This is a genomic window from Clostridium zeae (assembly GCF_017312485.1).
Classification (GTDB): Bacteria; Bacillota; Clostridia; order Clostridiales; family Clostridiaceae; genus Clostridium_AR; species Clostridium_AR zeae.
The window spans coordinates 68,046-85,790 of the sequence record NZ_BMBA01000002.1 but is presented as its reverse complement, the minus strand read 5'-3'; the positions used below and the strand labels follow the sequence as shown (position 1 = coordinate 85,790).

The following is a 17,745-nucleotide window of genomic DNA, read 5'->3' as shown; positions in this document are numbered from 1 at the left end:
AGCTTTATAATAAAAAATTAAATAAATCTAAAGGAGGGGACATATGAAGCGTGAAAAACTAAAGGCGAAAATCATTCCTTTAGGTGGCACAAATGAAATTGGAAAAAACATGACTGCCATTGAGTTTAAAGATGATATAATCGTCATAGACAGCGGATTAAAATTTCCAGAAGAAGATATGTTCGGAATAGATATCGTAATTCCAGACATAACGTATTTACTAAAGAATAAAGACAAAGTTAAAGGTATATTCCTAACACATGGACATGAAGATCACATCGGTGCATTGCCTTATGTGCTTAAGCAACTTAACATACCTATATACGGAACAAAGTTAACATTAGGTATAGTTGAAAGCAAATTAAAGGAACACGGTCTTCTAAGTACTACAGAACGTATAGTAGTAAAGCCAAAGGATGTTATCAAACTTGATTCGGTTTCGGTTGAATTTATAAAGACAAATCACAGTATAGCTGATTCGGTAGCTATAGCAATTCATACCCCAATGGGAGTTATATTGCATACTGGTGATTTTAAAATCGATTATACTCCAATTGATGGAGAAGTAATTGATTTGGCTAGATTTGCAGAACTTGGGAAAAAAGGTGTACTTGCGCTGATGGCTGATAGTACAAATGTTGAAAAGCCGGGATATACTATGTCTGAGAGCATTGTAGGTGACAATTTTTTAAAAATGTTCGCAAAGGCTAAGGGAAGAATATTAGTTGCAACTTTTGCTTCTAATATCCATAGAATTCAACAAATAATAACTGCGGCTCAAGCAAATGAGAGAAAAGTAGCGGTTTCAGGAAGAAGCATGGAAAATATTGTTCAAGTTGCTATTGAGCTTGGATATTTGCAAATTGATAAAGAGGTTTTAATAACTCTAGATAATATTAATAAGTATCCAAATGATAAGCTTGTAATAATAACTACTGGAAGTCAAGGTGAACCAATGTCAGCTTTAGCGAGAATGGCTTCATCTGAGCATAAAAAGATAAATATAGTAGAAGGAGATTTGGTTGTAATATCAGCTACTCCTATACCTGGTAATGAAAAATTTGTATCAAGAATAGTAAATCAATTATTCAAAAAAGGTGCAGAGGTAATATATGAATCTATTGCAGGTGTTCATGTTTCTGGGCATGCATGTCAAGAAGAACTAAAACTTATGCATACATTAACAAAACCTAGGTACTTTATACCTGTTCACGGAGAGTATAGACATCTAAAGCAGCACGGTGAACTTGCTGTAAAGCTAGGATTGCCGCCTAAGAATTTCTTAATTCCTGAAAATGGAGATGTTATTGAAATTACAAGAGATAATCTAAGAAAGAATGGAACTGTAATTTCAGGAAACGTTTTTGTTGATGGATTGGGTGTTGGAGATGTAGGTAATATAGTTCTTAGAGATAGAAAACACTTATCACAAGATGGCATACTTACAGTAGTTGTTACTATCGAAAGAGAAAGTGGCAATGTAATTGCAGGACCAGATATAATATCAAGAGGTTTTGTTTACGTAAGAGAGTCAGAAGATTTAATGGATCAGGCTAAGGAGATTGTAAAAACAGTACTTAGACAATGTGAAGAAAATAAAGTTTCTGACTGGGCTACTATGAAGTCTAACATGAAAAATGAATTAAGAGTTTTCTTGTATGAGAAAACTAAGAGAAAACCTATGATATTACCAATAATAATGGAAATATAATACTGGGGGAAGTAATATGACAAATATATATGATAAAGCTCATGATTTTGCAAATGTACTTAAGGATTTGCCTGAGGTAGTTGCATATAGAGAAGCTTCAAAAAAGATATCTGAAAGTCCAGAGCTAAAGAAAATAGTAGAGGATTTTAGAAGAATTCAAATAGAGGCTTATAATGAGCAATTTCAAACTGGAACTGTAAGCGATGCAACAAAAGAAAAAATGCAGAAAGTTGGAAGCGTTGCAATGATTAATCCAGCTGTAGCTGCGTATCTTCAAAGTGAAGCTCAATTTGCAGTTATATGGGAAGATTTGTTAAAAATATTTAACGATGCAATCGGTGTGGATATAATTACACCAAATTCCTAGTATTTTAGTTGACTTTTGTAGAAAGTAATATTAGAATTAAAATGTTGAAATTGGATACAACGGTATCCAATTTTATTTTGTGGTTAACCATAATGGAGGATGAATATGGAATTAATAACAAGAAATGATATAAGAAACATAGCAATAATTGCGCACGTTGACCATGGTAAGACAACTTTAGTTGATGCATTACTTAAACAAAGTAATGTATTTAGAGTTAACGAAAAAGTAGAAGAGAGAGTAATGGATTCTAATGACCTAGAAAAGGAAAGAGGAATAACTATACTTTCAAAAAATACTGCTGTAACATATAAAGATATTAAAATTAACATAATTGATACGCCAGGACATGCTGATTTCGGTGGAGAAGTTGAAAGAGTTCTAAAGATGGTTGATAGCGTTCTTCTAGTTGTAGACTCTTATGAAGGACCTATGCCACAGACTAAATTCGTTTTAAAGAAGGCTTTAGAGCTTGGACTTGATCCTATAGTTGTAATCAACAAAATAGACAGACAAGATGCTAGACCTACTGATGTTATTGATGAAGTTTTTGAATTGTTCCTAGAACTTGGAGCAACTGATAAGCAATTAGACTTCCCAATAGTTTATGCTTCAGCTAGAGAAGGTTTTGCAAAGTTGGAAATGGAAGATGAAAGTACAAACATGGAACCTTTATTCAACACTATAATAGATCATGTTGAACCACCAAAAGGATACATGGATGCTCCACTTCAAATGCTTGTTACTACAATTGACTCAAGTGAATATGTTGGTAAAATAGTAATCGGTAAAGTTGTTCGTGGTAGAGTATCAAAGAATCAAAATATTGCAGTTGTAAGAAAAGATGGATCAACATCAAATTACAAGGTATCAAGTCTTTATACATATAATGGACTAAAGAGAGAAGAAGCAAATGAAGCTGCACTTGGAGATATAATAGCAATAAGTGGTATAGTTGATGTAAATATTGGAGAAACTATAGCAGACGCTCAAAATCCAGAAGCATTACCATTTGTGGACATAGACGAGCCTACATTAAACATGAACTTCATGGTAAATGACTCACCATTTGCAGGACGTGAAGGTGATTTCGTTACTTCAAGACATTTAAGAGATAGACTTATGAAGGAACTTGAGACAAATGTAAGTTTAAGAGTAAATGAACTTTCTCCAGACCGTTTTGAAGTTAGTGGAAGAGGAGAACTACATCTTTCAATACTTATAGAAACAATGAGAAGAGAAGGATATGAATTCCAAGTTTCAAAGCCAAATGTTATATTTAAAGAAGAGCATGGAAAGAAAGTAGAACCTATTGAGTACTTAACTATAGATGTTCCAGAAGAGTTCATGGGACCTGTTATGGAAAAACTAGGACCTAGAAAAGCTGAGATGGTTAATATGACTTCAGCTGTAAATGGATATACTAGATTAGAATTCTTAATACCAGCTAGAGGTCTTATAGGATTCAGAAGTGAATTCATGACAGATACTAAGGGTAATGGTATCATGAACCATGTATTTGAAGGATATGATAAATACAGAGGTGATATTCCTGGAAGAAGCAGAGGATCATTAGTTGCTTTTGAAGCTGGTGATGCAATAGCTTATGGATTATTCAATGCTCAAGAAAGAGGTACTTTATTCATACAACCTGGTACTGAAGTTTATTCAGGAATGGTATGTGGTGAGTGTTCTAGAGCAGAAGATATAGAAGTTAATGTATGTAAGAGAAAGCATCAATCTAATACAAGAGCTTCTGGTTCCGATGATTCATTAAGATTAACTCCAGCAAAGAACCTTTCGCTTGAAGAATGTCTAGAATTTATAAATTCTGACGAACTTGTAGAAGTTACCCCTAAGAACATTAGAATGAGAAAGAGATTATTAGATTCTAATGAAAGAAAGAGAGCTGCAAGAAAGTAATTTGCTTGCTGGCATAAAAATAGTATAATTAAGTAAATAGCCTAATAGGCTATTTACTTTTGTATATAAAGGGTTTTAATTATCCTATATGGATATATAATTATTGTACATATTAATTTTTAGTATAGCCTTTGTAATAGGTTATACGGTTTAAAAGTAGGGGGATATTATGAGAAACTTTAAAAAGCCTTTAATTTTTATTTCTTCCTTTATATTAATAGTTCTTATAGCTATAACATTTTTCTACATAAAATATTTAAGAGCTATAAATGACCCTCTCCAAGGAAAGGGAAGTACAGTAAATGTAGTTGTAAAAGAAGGGGAAAGTCTATACGACGTCCTTGAACATTTAAATAGTGATAAATCACTAAAAAGTTTATATGCAGCAAAGTACTATATAAAGAAAAACAACTTAGGTGGAGAGATTCAACCAGGTACATATGATATTTTAATAGGAACTTCTCTTGACAAAATTATTAGTTTGCTAAAAGAAGGTGGACACAACATTAAAATAACAATTCCTGAAGGGTTGAATGTAGAGGAAATTGCAGCAAAGGTTGAAAAGAGTGGCCTTGTTACTAAAGATGAATTTTTAGCTGCAGTAAAAAAATATCCATTGCCTAAGTATGTAAAACAAAATAAAGATAAAAGATACGAGCTTGAAGGATATTTATTTCCGGATACATATTTTTTCAAGAAGAGTGATAAATCTGATGACATAATATTAGCGATGATTGCTAGATTTCAACAAGTAATGAGTGAAGTTCAAAAGGAAACTAATAAACCAATATCGGATTCCGATTATGAGGATATAATAAACAAGGCATCAATGATTGAAAAAGAAGCTAGAGTGGATTCTGATAGACCTTTAATTTCTTCAGTTATTGATAATAGATTAAAAAAGAATATGCCACTTCAATTAGATGCAACAATATTATATGCCATTGGACAACATAAAGAGGTAGTGACACTGAAAGATTTAGAAGTTAAATCTCCTTATAATACATATAAAAGTAAAGGATTACCAGTAGGGCCTATCTGTAATCCAGGAAAAATGTCAATAATAGCTGCAGTTAAACCTGAAGAGACTAACTTCTTATATTATATACTTAAGAAAAATAATGAACACTATTTTACTGCTGATTATAATGACTTTTTAAAGATGAAAAAAGAATTAGGATATTAATTATAACCAAATTTGTTGGAGGAAATTATGAGTGGAATTACACATGACTATATGGAGGAATATCTTAGAGGTCTAATTGGAGACAGCGAAGATGAACTATATGAGTTAGAAAAGTATGCAGAAGAAAATTCAGTTCCCATAGTACAAAAAGAAGCAGGTAAGTTTTTAGAATTTATGGTTTCTATGAAAAAACCTAAAAAAATATTAGAACTCGGAACTGCTATTGGGTACTCTGCCATCCTTATGAGTAAAGCTGCTAATGGAAATGCAAGTATAACATCAATAGAACGTGATGAAAATATGGTAACTATTGCAGAGAGTAATATTTCAAAGTATAATTTTAGTGATAAAATTAAAGTTGTTAAAGGTGATTGTCTAGAAATATTAGAAGGCTTAGATGATAAGTTTGATTTGATTTTTATGGATGCTGGTAAAGGGCACTATAATCACTTTTTACCTCATTGTCTAAGACTGTTAACAGAAGATGGAATTATAATATCAGATAATGTTCTTTTTAGAGGAATGGTTGCTTCTAATGACTTAGTTATAAGAAGAAAAATAACGATAGTTAAGAGAATGAGAAAGTATCTTGAAGAGATATCCAAAGATAAGAATTTAATCACAACTATCATTCCTATGGGAGATGGAATAGCTGTGACAAAGAGGAGGTAAAAAATAATGAGAAAACCAGAAATACTAGCTCCAGCAGGGAGTCTTGAAAAGTTAATAACTGCTATTGATTTTGGGGCAGATGCTGTATATATAGGTGGAAGTAAGCTGAATCTAAGAGCTTTTGCTGATAATTTTACGAATGAACAAATAAGTGAAGGTGTAAAATATGCACATGAAAGAGGGAAGAAGGTTTATGTAACAATGAATGTCTTCCCTCATAATGGTGATTTAGTAGGATTAGAAGAATATTTAAGAAATCTAAGAGACTTAGAAATTGATGCTATAATCGTTGCTGACCTTGCAATCTTTGCTACAGCAAGGGAAGTAGTTCCTGATATGGAAATTCATATAAGTACCCAAGCTAACAATGTAAACTGGAGATCAGCAAAGTTCTGGTACGATCAAGGAGCAAAAAGGGTAGTTCTTGCAAGAGAGCTTTCGATGAAGGAAATAGAAGACATAACTTCTAAGATACCAGAAGACTGTGATATAGAGGCTTTTGTTCATGGATCTATGTGTATGTCTTATTCAGGAAGATGCTTAATTTCAAATTATATGACTGGAAGAGATTCTAATAGAGGTGCTTGTGCTCAACCATGTAGATATAAATATTATCTAGTTGAAGAAAAAAGACCGGGAGAATATTTTCCTGTATTTGAGGATGAAAAAGGTACATATATCTTAAATTCTAAGGATTTATGCATGATTGAACATATACCTGAGCTTGTGAAGAGTGGGATTTACTCCTTTAAAATAGAAGGAAGAATGAAGAGTTCATATTATGTTGCAGCAGTAGTTAAAGCTTATAGGCAAGCTCTTGATGCATATTGGGCGGATCCAGAAAATTATGAATTTAAAAAAGAATGGCTTGATACTGTTGTTAAGGTTAGTCATAGAAGTTACCACACAGGATTCTATTTTGGTGAGAAGAACAAACAAGTATACGAAACTTCTTCGTATGTAAGAGATTATGATATTGTTGGTGTGGTTAAGAGTTACGATAAAGAAACTAAGATTGCAACTATAGAACAAAAAAATAGAGTTTTTGAAAATGATGTAGTTGAAGTTTTAAGACCTGTAGGAGATGCGTTCGAAGTAAGTTTAACAGATATGAAGGATCATTTAGGAAATAAGATTGAGGTTGCTCCAAGGGCACAAATGATATTTACTATAAGTTCAGAAACAGAGCTTAGAGAAAATGATATGCTTATAAAGAGTAAGGGGGACAACTAATGTCAAAACCAATTTTGATAGGAATTACCGGAGGAACCGGTTCGGGAAAAAGCACTATTGCTAAAGAGATATATAACAAGTTTGATCAAACTTGTATTGCAATGATAGAACAAGACTCATATTATAAAGATCAAAGTTATCTATCAATGGAAGATAGACAGAAAACTAACTATGATCATCCTGATGCTTTTGATAATGCTTTATTAGTTGAACATTTAAAAGCTTTAGTAGAAGGAAAGAGTATAGAGAAACCTAAATATGATTTCTCAATTCACAATAGAGTAACTGAAACTGTAAGCGTGGATTCAAAGGATATAATAATTGTCGAAGGAATATTAGTTTTAGAAGATAGCAGAATAAGAGATCTTTTAGACATTAAAATATATGTAGATACCGATTCAGATGTAAGAATAATACGTAGATTGCAAAGGGATATAACTGAAAGAAAGAGAACAGTGGAATCCGTTATAAACCAATATCTAAGTGTTGTAAGACCTATGCATTTGCAATTTACTGAACCTACTAAAAGATATGCTGACCTGATAATTCCAGAAGGTGGACATAATAAAGTAGCAATAGATATATTAGTAGCAAAAATTAAACAAATTCTACTTAAATAGAACTTTAAAATAACAATTTGAATAAAACACTCCTCTAAAGGCTAGAATTCAGCAAGAGGGGTGTTTTTATGTTAACTAAAAAAAGATTTATTATAATAGCAGATTTTGTAATAGCTTCATTTATTGTATTGATATTTAGATTGTTCTATGTAGGGAATGAATATAATCCTAGTGCTATAGAAATTGAATATAGTCATAATGTACAAGTGGATACTACAGCCGATAACAAATATGCATTGATTGACGATAACAATAAAGACTTGCTTTCATATAACAAAAAGTATGTTATTGTTATAGATGCTATGGTTTTTAAATTGAATAGTACTGAAAATAATCTTAGAAATCTATTGGCATTAAGTTATATTATGAAAAATGAAGTGAAAGATTTCTCGTATAAAGAAATTCTAAAGACTACTGGAAAGATATACTACACTGTGAGTGAAGATAGTTACAACAAGATAAAAGAGCTTAAAACAATGAAGGGTCTTTATTGTTATACATCATCTAATGTGAATAAAACTGAAGCTTGGAAGATTGAGAATATACTTTCAGACGTAAACAAAACTGATGGCAAAGAATTAAAAGATGATGGTACTTTAGAACATTTAATATATGACTATACAAAAAATAACAAAGTTGCATCTGTATATAATCAATTGAATAGTAATGGAATTTATACTTTAAAGAATTATACTACACCTGCATCCAATGTAAATGTGAAGCTTACATTAGATAAAAATTGGCAAGACAGTATAAGAACTGTTTTGAATAGCGATAAGTACAAGGATGTACCTAATATTGGTATTGCCCTTATAGAGGCTAAAACTGGTAAGGTGAAGGCTTTAGCTCAGAAGGATGAGTCTCAACCAAATATAACTATTGGAATACAGAATCAAAGTTTTGAACCAGGATCAACCTTTAAAATCATAACAGAAGAGGCGGCTTATAATTACGGAGATTTAAGCAAAGATAGTACTTTTCTATGCGATGGAAGGTATTGTTTTAAGGATGGTAAGAGTTATGCGCATGGAACACTTTCTGCTCATGATGCTTTTCTAGAATCATGCAATACTGTTTTCAGAAAAATTGGTTTTAAAGTAGGTTTTATACCTCTAGTAGATATGGCAAAAAAGCAAGGATTATTTTCCAAGGTACTCAATCTTCAATATGAAGGAAAAGGTGTTGAGCCAAAAGAAGAAAATGGTATAGGTAATGTTTCAATGGGCCAAACTTTGAACGTAACTCCGCTTCAAATGGCTGCTGTTGTTGCAACTGCAGCAAATAATGGAACTTACAACAAACCATATATCATAGATGAATTTGTTCAAAATGATGGAACAGTTGTTAAAAAATTTACACCAGATGCTCAACAAGTAATTAAACCTGAGATAGCAAAAACTGTTTTAGATGACATGAGAGGTGTAGTAACTGAAACCAAAGGTACTGGATATAATGCAAGAATAGAGGGTATTGAAACTGGTGGTAAAACTGGTACTGCTGAAGGTGAAAACTCTAAAAACCACGGATGGTTTGCAGGTTATTTTAAACTAAACGGAGACTACTATTCGTTAGTGGTTATGGTTCCGTATATTAATCAAAATAGTAGTATAGGTAAAAATGGTAATGCATCTGCAGCTCCAGTGTTCAAAGACATAGTTTTAAGCCTAGCTCAGAAAGACAAACAGAAGAGTAATTAATTTTATTGGAAAAGTACAAAAACACTAAGTAAGTCACTTAGTGTTTTTACAATTTTATACATTGATGAATGTGGTGCTTACGGTGTAAAATTTAATGGAAGGAATTTTTATTAATAACTGTTATATACATAAAACAAAGGATAACTTTTTTAGGGAATTTTTAAGGAGTAGATTTTTATGAGAAAAGAGTATATTGATTTCTCTACAGGAATACCGGTTAGTGTAGATTTTGTAACTGTAGAAGAATATCCGCTTCATTGGCATAATTATATTGAAATACTATATGTAGTTAAGGGAAGCGTATTTGTAAACATAAATGCAGGAACATATGAACTAATAGAAAATGAGATAGAGATAATTAATGTGGATGAAGCACATCGTATTTTTTCAAAGGATAAAGATAATAAAGTACTTATATTTCATATAGATCCTTACTTTTTTGAAAAATATTATAATGATATAAAAAACATGTTTTTCTATACAAATTCTAGTGAAGAGGGCGCACAGGAAAATGAAGATTATGATGAACTTAGGACCTTTTTAAGTATAGTTCTTTGTGAGTTAGTTCAAAAAAGTGATAACTATGACGAAGAAATAGAAAATACTTTAGTAGAACTTTTATATCATCTTATAAATAATTTTCATTATCTTATGCATGAACAGGAAGAGCTTAGAGAAAATGATGAGCAGTTAGATAGATATCATAGAATATCTAAATATATCTACAACAATTATAATAACAATATAACCTTACAGGATATTGCTGACAAAGAGTTTTTGAGTACTCACTATCTGTCTCATGAGATAAAGTATTCAACAGGATATAGCTTTACTGAACTTATTAATCTAACGAGAGTAGAGGAATCTGTTAAGCTTTTGCTAGATACTGACAAGCCTATCTCTGAGATATCTGAAGAAGTTGGATTTTCACACACGAGATATTATAACAAGAACTTTAAGTTCTATTATAAGACCACACCTTTAAATTATAGAAAAAAATATAAGGTGGACGAGGAAACCTTAGAAAAAAGTAAAAACATAAAATATTATGATTTAAGAGAAGCTATAGACTTCGTTATGTATTATCTTGAAGATTATGATAGATTTAATTTTGAGGACAAGATAAACAAGGTTAATATAGATGTTAGTGAGGAATTAGGTCCTTTTGAAAAAAGTTTTAAAGATATAATCAATGTAGGAAATGCCTTTGAGTTACTGCTAGAAGATAATAAAGATATTTTGGAGGAAATTCAATATGAAATCGGATTTGAATATGCAAGGCTTCTAAATGTATTTTCTTCAGATATGGGAATATTTCCAAAGGTTAAGTTTTATAATTGGAGCAGAACAGAAACAGTACTAGAATATCTAGATACAATAGGTGTTAAACCTTTAATAGTACTAGATGATAAAGAGGTAACTCAGGAAGAGTTCATGGATGTATTAAAATCGTTTTTTGATTTCTTCTCTAAGCTTGAGGGCTTGAATATTAATGATTTTATCTTCCAATTTACCCAAAACACTTTGGGTGATAATATTAAGAAAGCTAGGATAATCATAGAAGAAGAATTTGAACTTCAAATAATTGAAGATAGATTTAACGATGAATTAATTGTAGACCCGATATATGATACTTCATATATGCTGCCTTTTATAATCCAAAATCAATTAAATAAGGACAGCAAACAAAATGCTCTTAGAGCTTTCGATGTTTTAGACAACCAACCTTATTTGACTAATGAAGTTTTCTTTGGTTATCCAGGTATGGTAAATGATAAAGGTATAAGAAAAGCCTCTTTTTACTCATATTATCTTTTGAATAAGCTAGGTGATACTATAGTGGCGAAAGATAATGGGTATATAGTCACTAAAAAAGAAGGAGAATACCAAATACTGCTATATAGCTATAATGAAGAAATAATTAATCTTATTCAATTGAAGAAATATTCAAAGCTTAGAGGTTTAAAGAATTCTACTGAAAAGAAATTTTCATTAAATATTGTAAAGATACCAACTTCAGCTAGAGTTACATCTTATCTTATAGATGAAGAAGTAGGATCTTCATATAATTATTGGCTTGATATGGGAAAACCTGTACGATTAAATAAAGAAGAAAAAGAAATACTTTTAAAGGCATCTTTTCCGAAGGTAGAGTTTAAGTTTGCTAAAAAAAGTGCTGTTTTGAACTTGCAAGCTAAGTTAGAAGGCTATGGCGCAGTGTTAATTATAATAAAAGAAGTACAAAAACACCTTAAGTAAGGTGTTTTTCTGCTTTTTATTGAAATATATGATTTTTTTATAAAACCATAAAAGTACCTTTTAGTAAGCAGTTAAGTGAGTTAAAGATTTTCTTTAATTAGATTATAATTCTAATATAGAGAAAAAGAGGTGAATCCATTGGGATAAATGATAAAATCTATAATGATGGGAAAGTAAGCAAGGTACTTTTAAAATTTGCAATACCAGCAATTATATCGCTTTTAGTATTAGAATTATATAATATGGTTGATACTGTCTTCGTAGGTAGATATGTAGGAGCTGACGCAATAGGAGGTCTTACAATAGCTTTTCCAATACAAAGACTTATGATAGCTATTGGTATGTTAATATCTATTGGTGCTTCAACTTCTGTGTCAAGATATCTTGGTGAAAAAAACATAGAGCATTTAAAGAAAACTATTATCAATGCTATTATGCTAACAATTGTATCGCTTACAGTAGTGGTTCTCATAATATGTTTGTTTAAGAAGAGTATAATAACAGCACTAGGAGCTAGTGTAAATACCTTTAACTTTGCAGAACAGTATATAACTATAATATTAATTGGTGGAATTTTTCAATGTCTTTCAACTGTAATTTGCTATATGATGAATGCTCTTGGAAATACAAGAGTAACTTTATACTCCAATATTATAGGATCTATTTTTAATATTGCAATAAACTATATTTTAGTGGTATTAATGAATTATGGAGTAAGAGGTGCAGCAATAGCAACAGTTGTCTCGCAAATACTTGCTTTTATCTTTGCTATAAGTAGATTTAGAATAATAAAAAAGAATTTTAATATAAGTTTTTCGTTTAAATATATTAGAACTGTGATAGAAAAAGAATTTGTATTTAATATAATTACAATAGGATTTTCTACTTTTATAATTGAGATATCTGATGCGGTTGTTTCAGTCATTCTTAACAATGTCCTAGTATCTCATGGAGGGGACAGTGCAATTATAATAGTTGGAGTTATAACTAAGGTTTCAATGTTTATGTTCATTACTATAATAGGAATAAGTTCTTCAATGCAGCCAATAGTAGCTTATAACTATGGTCGTGGAAATTATACAAAAATGAAAGAGGCTTTAAAGACAGCTATAATAGCGGTGTCAGTAGCTTCAATGACGTTTTGGATTATATTAATGATTTTCTCCAACTCAATTATTGGTTTCTTTTTAAAAGATGTAGAAATATTAAAGAATGCAGTGCTAGCTTTTAGAATATGTATATCAATAATACCGGTAATAGGAATTTACTATATATGTATATATTATTATCAAGCGATAGATGAAGCAAAAACATCATTCTTACTTTCAATATATAGACAACTAGTTATTTTTATACCTATATCAATACTATTTGTTCAATTGTTTGGAATAGTAGGAGCATGGATAGCTTATCCTATATCAGATATTATTTCTGCTATTACATCTATACACTTTATTAAGCAAGTAACAGTAGAAAGTGATAAGCATGTATTTGCAACTAATAATGTTGTAATAAATTTAAAGAAGTAGTATTAAGAATTATATAGATAACTTTAAAGAAACAAGTTGATTATTTTAGCTTGTTTCTTTTTTATTCCTTAGGAAATTATACTTAAGATATATATGTAGCATTTTGTATTAAAATTTATATTTTTAAGTTTTCTCACCAGAAGCGTAAAAAATCACTGAAGAAAGTCGCTTCAGTAATTTTTTATTTAGAACTAATTCGTTAATTATTCATAAAACAAAATATTATATCTAATAGGAAACAAGTACATACTTCCCTCATACTATATTAATAAGCACTAATAGGAGGAGCATCTGTGTTTATTTTTAGTTATTTCATTGATGTGATTGGCAACATAGTTCTATTGTCTGGTTATATTACCGGTAATAGTACATTTCCACAACCACTAGATGAAAAAGATGAGGAAATGTATATCGCTAAGCTAAAGAGTGGAGATTCTAATGCAAAAAACATATTAGTTGAAAGAAATTTAAGGCTTGTTGCACACATTGTAAAAAAATATTCTTTTCAAAATAAAGATTTAGATGATCTAATTTCTATTGGAACAGTAGGACTCATAAAAGCAATTGATTCTTACGATTCTTCTAAGGGAACTAGACTTGCTACCTATGCAGCGAGATGTATCGAAAATGAAATCTTAATGCTTTTTAGGAATAACAAAAAAGTAAAAGGAGAAGTATTTCTACAAGATCCAATTGGAGTAGACAAAGAAGGTAATGAGATATGCCTAATAGATGTCTTAAGTAGTGAAAATGATTCAGTTTTAGAAACTGTAGAGAGCAATTTGCAAATTAGATCACTTTATAATAAGATGAATTCTATTCTCTCAATAAGAGAGAAGGAAATAATTGAGATGAGGTATGGTCTCATTGATGGACACTCAAAAACACAAAGAGAAATTGCAGCATTGTTAGGAATATCGAGGTCTTATGTTTCAAGAATTGAAAAGAAAGCTCTTAAAAAACTATTTAAAGAACTTAATAGTAAAAGGTAAACATTTGGCTAAATTCTTCCTGAGAGTAGAGGAGTTTAGCCAATTTTATCGAATAAATATATAAATAAAAAAATTTTAATGTTTTTTTATTTATATATTTTGCTTTATTTTAATTAAATTTGTATAATTGTAGATAGATATACTTTGAAATGACATGAGGAGGATAACCAGTGATAACATTAAAGGAATTACTTTCAAGAACAATCGAGGAAGGCGCCTCTGATCTTCATCTTACAGTAGGGATTCCACCAACTATAAGAGTTAATGGTAATTTAGTAAAGATAGGACAAAATAAACTAATGCCATCGGATACAGAAGCTTTTGCAAAAGAAATATTAGAAGATAACTTTGGAAAATATGATGAAGCAGGAGAGTTTGATACTTCATATTCTATTGCAGGACTTGGTCGTTTTAGAGTAAATGTATTTAAGCAAAGAAATAGTCATGCTCTTGCGATAAGAGTAATAGCATTAAAGATACCAACTTTGAATGAATTGGGTCATCCAGCTATACTTAAAGAACTATGTCAAAGAAAAAGAGGCTTAGTTTTAGTTACAGGACCAACTGGTAGTGGTAAAAGTACAACACTAGCAGCTATGATAAATGAGATAAATCAAACTAGAGAAGCACATGTAATAACTTTGGAAGATCCAATTGAGTTCTTACATAAACATAATAAATGTATAATAAATCAAAGAGAAATAGGTAAAGATAGTAAATCATATGACAATGCATTAAGAGCAATACTTAGAGAAGATCCAGATGTTATATTAGTAGGCGAAATGAGAGATCTTGAAACAATAGCTATTGCCATTACTGCGGCTGAAACAGGTCATCTAGTTCTTTCAACTTTACATACTATTGGGGCTGCTAAAACCATCGATAGAATAGTAGATGTTTTTCCTCCTCATCAACAGCAACAAATAAGAATACAGCTGTCTGCTGTACTTCAGGGAATTGTTTCTCAACAGCTTGTTCCTACTAATCAAGGTGGAAGAACTTCAGCTTTAGAGACAATGGTTACTACTCCTGCAATACAAAACCTTATAAGAGAAGGAAAAACTCATCAAATTGAGTCTTCTGTGCAAACTGGTGGCAAGTATGGAATGAAAACAATGGATATGAATCTTGCCGAATTGTATAGGAAAGGCGTTATCAGTGAAGAGACAGCATTAAGTTTTTCTGTTGATAGAGAAATGGTAAGCAGATTAATGATGATGTAATAAAGGCAACTCCTTGGAGTTGCCTTAAATTTTTATTCTTTCAGAAATTCATGATTTAATTAGAACTGTGGATAAGTATGCGTAACGGACTTAAAGGATGATATAAGTTAAAGCGTAAAATAAGAAAAAAGTATCGACTGTAAGTTTTCTTATATGCATTCTGAAACGCAGCTGCACAAAAAAATCACTGAAGAAAGTCGCTTCAGCGATTTTTTCATTAAATTACCTAAATATTAAATTAAAAGGAAATAAAAAAAAGCTTTTCGGAAATGATAAATTTAGGGTCTTATATATGTTGATGATTAGTAAGACATATAGTCAAGAAATTTTATGCAATAATTATCCGTGTTTGTTGCATAATTATACGATATTGATTTTATAAGTTTAATAATTAGATCTCTTTTCATGATAAATCCTCCTTTAAGATTGTATTAATATTTTAACTAATACAACTTAGCCAAAGGATTCATCATATCTGTGAAATAGAGAGTTTTTAAATCCCTTTTCACAAGCTCATAACATATTAAAACCTCCTTGCCGAATTTTCTAATAATATTATATCATAAAAATGTATAAATATAAAGTGTTGTAAGCACTGATAAAGTAGCTATATAAGCAATTAATCCCAATATATAGTAAATAACGTATAATTTCGTAGGTTAATATTCAATATAATGATAGTTGCTTCATTGTTCTTAATATTTATGAGGTTTATTTATAATGTTGGGAAATTATTAAAATAAAGGTTTTCAAAAAATTTACAAATAGCAAAGAAATATATTTATAGATTAAATAAATTCATAAATAAATATATAAGTGGCTTGTTATAAGCAGTAAGTGACAAAGTAGATGATTTGTGAGGTTAGCTAAAAAATATAGCAAAGCTTATGTTAATCTTAAAAAGAAATAAATTTGAAAAGTACATATAGTATTTAAAGTTATTTTATGCTAAAATAACTATGAACTAGGGGGGAATATTAATGAATGTAATAAAAAGTTCGTTTGAGGTATTTTTAGGCATTTTTTCAAATGTAGTATTTATATTAACAATGTATTATATGGTGCTCTCATTATTTGGTATAATAAGATTAAAAAAGAAAGATAATATAAAACCCCAAAAAACTTTTGCATTAATTGTTGCAGCACATAACGAAGAAACTGTAATCGAAGATATAATACAAAGTCTTAATGGAATTAATTATCCTAGGGAAATGTATGATGTTTTTGTAATAGCGGATAACTGTACTGATAAAACTGCTGAAAAAGCAAAGAAACTTGGGGCAAAGGTCTACGAAAGATTTGATAAAGAAAAAAGAGGTAAAGGGTACGCACTTGAATGGATGTTTGATCATATATTCAAAATGAATAAAAGATATGATGCAGTGGCAGTATTTGATGCGGATAACCTAATATCTAAAAATTTCTTAACTGAGATGAATAAGATGTTATTAAAGGGATTTAAAGTTGTTCAAGGTTTTTTAGATAGTAAAAATCCTAAAGACACCTGGATAACAGGATGTTATTCTATATCCTTTTGGACTTCAAATAGAATGTTTCAGCTTTCAAGAAGCAACTTAGGTCTTTCTAATCAATTGGGTGGAACTGGTTTTTGTATAGAAACAGACACTTTAAAAACTCTAGGTTGGGGAGCAACTTGTTTAACTGAAGATTTAGAATTTACTTGTAAGCTTGTTTTAAATGGACATAAAGTTGGTTGGGCACATGAAGCTGTAGTTTACGATGAGAAACCTTTAACTTTAGCTCAATCATGGGCACAAAGAAAGAGATGGATGCAGGGGTTTGCAGATGTTTCTTCTAGATACTTTTGGAAATTAATGAAAAGAGCTATAAGAGAACGTAGTTTTGTAGCATTTGATTGCGCATTATATAGCATACAGCCAATTGTAATTATATTATTAGCAGTTGCAACAATAGTAAATATAGTGCCAAATGTATTAGGTTTTTCTGATAGTGCTGTGAAATTATTTTATGCTTTTAATTCAGTGAATGCAAGTTTGCTATCTATTTTAACAGCAGTAGGAGCATTACTAATTATATTAATTCAGTTTATATATACACCATTTTTATTAATACTTGATGGAAAGCTTTCTCCAAAGATATTTTTATACTATTTCATTTATCCTATATTTAGCATAACTTGGCTTCCTATATGCATCCAAGGAATATTAAATAAAAATAACAAAGAATGGTCACATACAGTTCATACAAGAAGTATAAATATAAGTGATTTAGAAAAAGCTAATTAAACTCTGCGGAAGCAGAGTTTTTCTGTTTATAAAACATAAAATTTTTATGCCAGTTAAAACTAGATA

At 30.4% G+C, this 17,745-nt stretch carries 13 protein-coding genes; all 13 read left to right on the top strand.

Features of this window, described 5'->3' with window-relative positions:
• The first annotated feature begins 43 nt into the window (after positions 1 to 43).
• The 13 genes from J3477_RS09775 to J3477_RS09715 all read left to right on the top strand — a co-directional run bounded on the left by J3477_RS09775 (position 44) and on the right by J3477_RS09715 (position 17,679).
• Entirely contained in the window at positions 44 to 1,711 is a 1,668-nt protein-coding gene (locus J3477_RS09775) for a ribonuclease J (RefSeq protein ID WP_206869782.1), read from the top strand.
• Between the two features lie 16 nt (positions 1,712 to 1,727).
• The gene (locus J3477_RS09770; RefSeq protein WP_206869781.1) at positions 1,728 to 2,078 is read left to right on the top strand and encodes a YlbF family regulator; all 351 of its coding nucleotides are present in this window, start codon (positions 1,728 to 1,730) and stop codon (positions 2,076 to 2,078) included.
• Between the two features lie 105 nt (positions 2,079 to 2,183).
• Positions 2,184 to 4,001, top strand: coding sequence for a translational GTPase TypA (gene typA / locus J3477_RS09765; RefSeq protein ID WP_206869780.1), 1,818 nt, complete (start codon positions 2,184 to 2,186; stop codon positions 3,999 to 4,001).
• A 169-nt stretch (positions 4,002 to 4,170) separates the two neighbouring features.
• On the top strand, positions 4,171 to 5,187 hold the full coding sequence (gene mltG, locus J3477_RS09760) for an endolytic transglycosylase MltG (protein WP_206869779.1): 1,017 nt from the start codon (positions 4,171 to 4,173) through the stop codon (positions 5,185 to 5,187).
• 27 nt (positions 5,188 to 5,214) lie between these two features.
• A complete protein-coding gene (locus J3477_RS09755; RefSeq protein WP_206869778.1) occupies positions 5,215 to 5,859 on the top strand; it encodes an O-methyltransferase in 645 nt (214 codons plus the stop codon).
• Positions 5,860 to 5,865: 6 nt separating this feature from the next.
• A complete protein-coding gene (locus tag J3477_RS09750; protein WP_206869777.1) occupies positions 5,866 to 7,092 on the top strand; it encodes a peptidase U32 family protein in 1,227 nt (408 codons plus the stop codon).
• Positions 7,092 to 7,712 carry a uridine kinase gene (gene udk / locus J3477_RS09745; RefSeq protein ID WP_206869776.1) on the top strand — a complete coding sequence of 207 codons (621 nt, stop codon included), beginning with the start codon at positions 7,092 to 7,094 and terminating at the stop codon, positions 7,710 to 7,712. Before J3477_RS09750 ends, udk begins: the two co-directional genes overlap by 1 nt.
• Before the next feature lie 68 nt (positions 7,713 to 7,780).
• Positions 7,781 to 9,409, top strand: a complete 1,629-nt coding sequence (locus J3477_RS09740; RefSeq protein ID WP_206869775.1) for a penicillin-binding transpeptidase domain-containing protein — start codon at positions 7,781 to 7,783, stop codon at positions 9,407 to 9,409.
• A gap of 177 nt (positions 9,410 to 9,586) precedes the next feature.
• Positions 9,587 to 11,668, top strand: coding sequence for a helix-turn-helix domain-containing protein (locus J3477_RS09735; RefSeq protein WP_206869774.1), 2,082 nt, complete (start codon positions 9,587 to 9,589; stop codon positions 11,666 to 11,668).
• A gap of 137 nt (positions 11,669 to 11,805) precedes the next feature.
• Positions 11,806 to 13,197: an MATE family efflux transporter gene (locus tag J3477_RS09730; RefSeq protein WP_206870714.1), complete on the top strand. Its 1,392-nt coding sequence runs from the start codon at positions 11,806 to 11,808 to the stop codon at positions 13,195 to 13,197.
• A 293-nt stretch (positions 13,198 to 13,490) separates the two neighbouring features.
• Positions 13,491 to 14,189, top strand: coding sequence for an RNA polymerase sporulation sigma factor SigK (gene sigK, locus J3477_RS09725; RefSeq protein WP_206869773.1), 699 nt, complete (start codon positions 13,491 to 13,493; stop codon positions 14,187 to 14,189).
• 170 nt (positions 14,190 to 14,359) lie between these two features.
• Entirely contained in the window at positions 14,360 to 15,412 is a 1,053-nt protein-coding gene (locus J3477_RS09720; RefSeq protein WP_284691993.1) for a type IV pilus twitching motility protein PilT, read from the top strand.
• Positions 15,413 to 16,461: 1,049 nt separating this feature from the next.
• Entirely contained in the window at positions 16,462 to 17,679 is a 1,218-nt protein-coding gene (locus J3477_RS09715) for a glycosyltransferase family 2 protein (protein WP_371876602.1), read from the top strand.
• Positions 17,680 to 17,745 lie beyond the last annotated feature (66 nt).

What these genes read in the sequence shown, in the direction of transcription:
- J3477_RS09750 (WP_206869777.1), top strand. Translation starts at nt 5,866, where the DNA reads ATGAGAAAACCAGAAATACTAGCTCCAGCAGGGAGTCTTGAAAAGTTA.
- typA (WP_206869780.1), top strand. Translation starts at nt 2,184, where the DNA reads ATGGAATTAATAACAAGAAATGATATAAGAAACATAGCAATAATTGCG.
- J3477_RS09735 (WP_206869774.1), top strand. Translation starts at nt 9,587, where the DNA reads ATGAGAAAAGAGTATATTGATTTCTCTACAGGAATACCGGTTAGTGTA.
- J3477_RS09715 (WP_371876602.1), top strand. Translation starts at nt 16,462, where the DNA reads ATGTATTATATGGTGCTCTCATTATTTGGTATAATAAGATTAAAAAAG.
- udk (WP_206869776.1), top strand. Translation starts at nt 7,092, where the DNA reads ATGTCAAAACCAATTTTGATAGGAATTACCGGAGGAACCGGTTCGGGA.
- J3477_RS09755 (WP_206869778.1), top strand. Translation starts at nt 5,215, where the DNA reads ATGAGTGGAATTACACATGACTATATGGAGGAATATCTTAGAGGTCTA.
- mltG (WP_206869779.1), top strand. Translation starts at nt 4,171, where the DNA reads ATGAGAAACTTTAAAAAGCCTTTAATTTTTATTTCTTCCTTTATATTA.
- J3477_RS09740 (WP_206869775.1), top strand. Translation starts at nt 7,781, where the DNA reads ATGTTAACTAAAAAAAGATTTATTATAATAGCAGATTTTGTAATAGCT.
- J3477_RS09775 (WP_206869782.1), top strand. Translation starts at nt 44, where the DNA reads ATGAAGCGTGAAAAACTAAAGGCGAAAATCATTCCTTTAGGTGGCACA.
- J3477_RS09770 (WP_206869781.1), top strand. Translation starts at nt 1,728, where the DNA reads ATGACAAATATATATGATAAAGCTCATGATTTTGCAAATGTACTTAAG.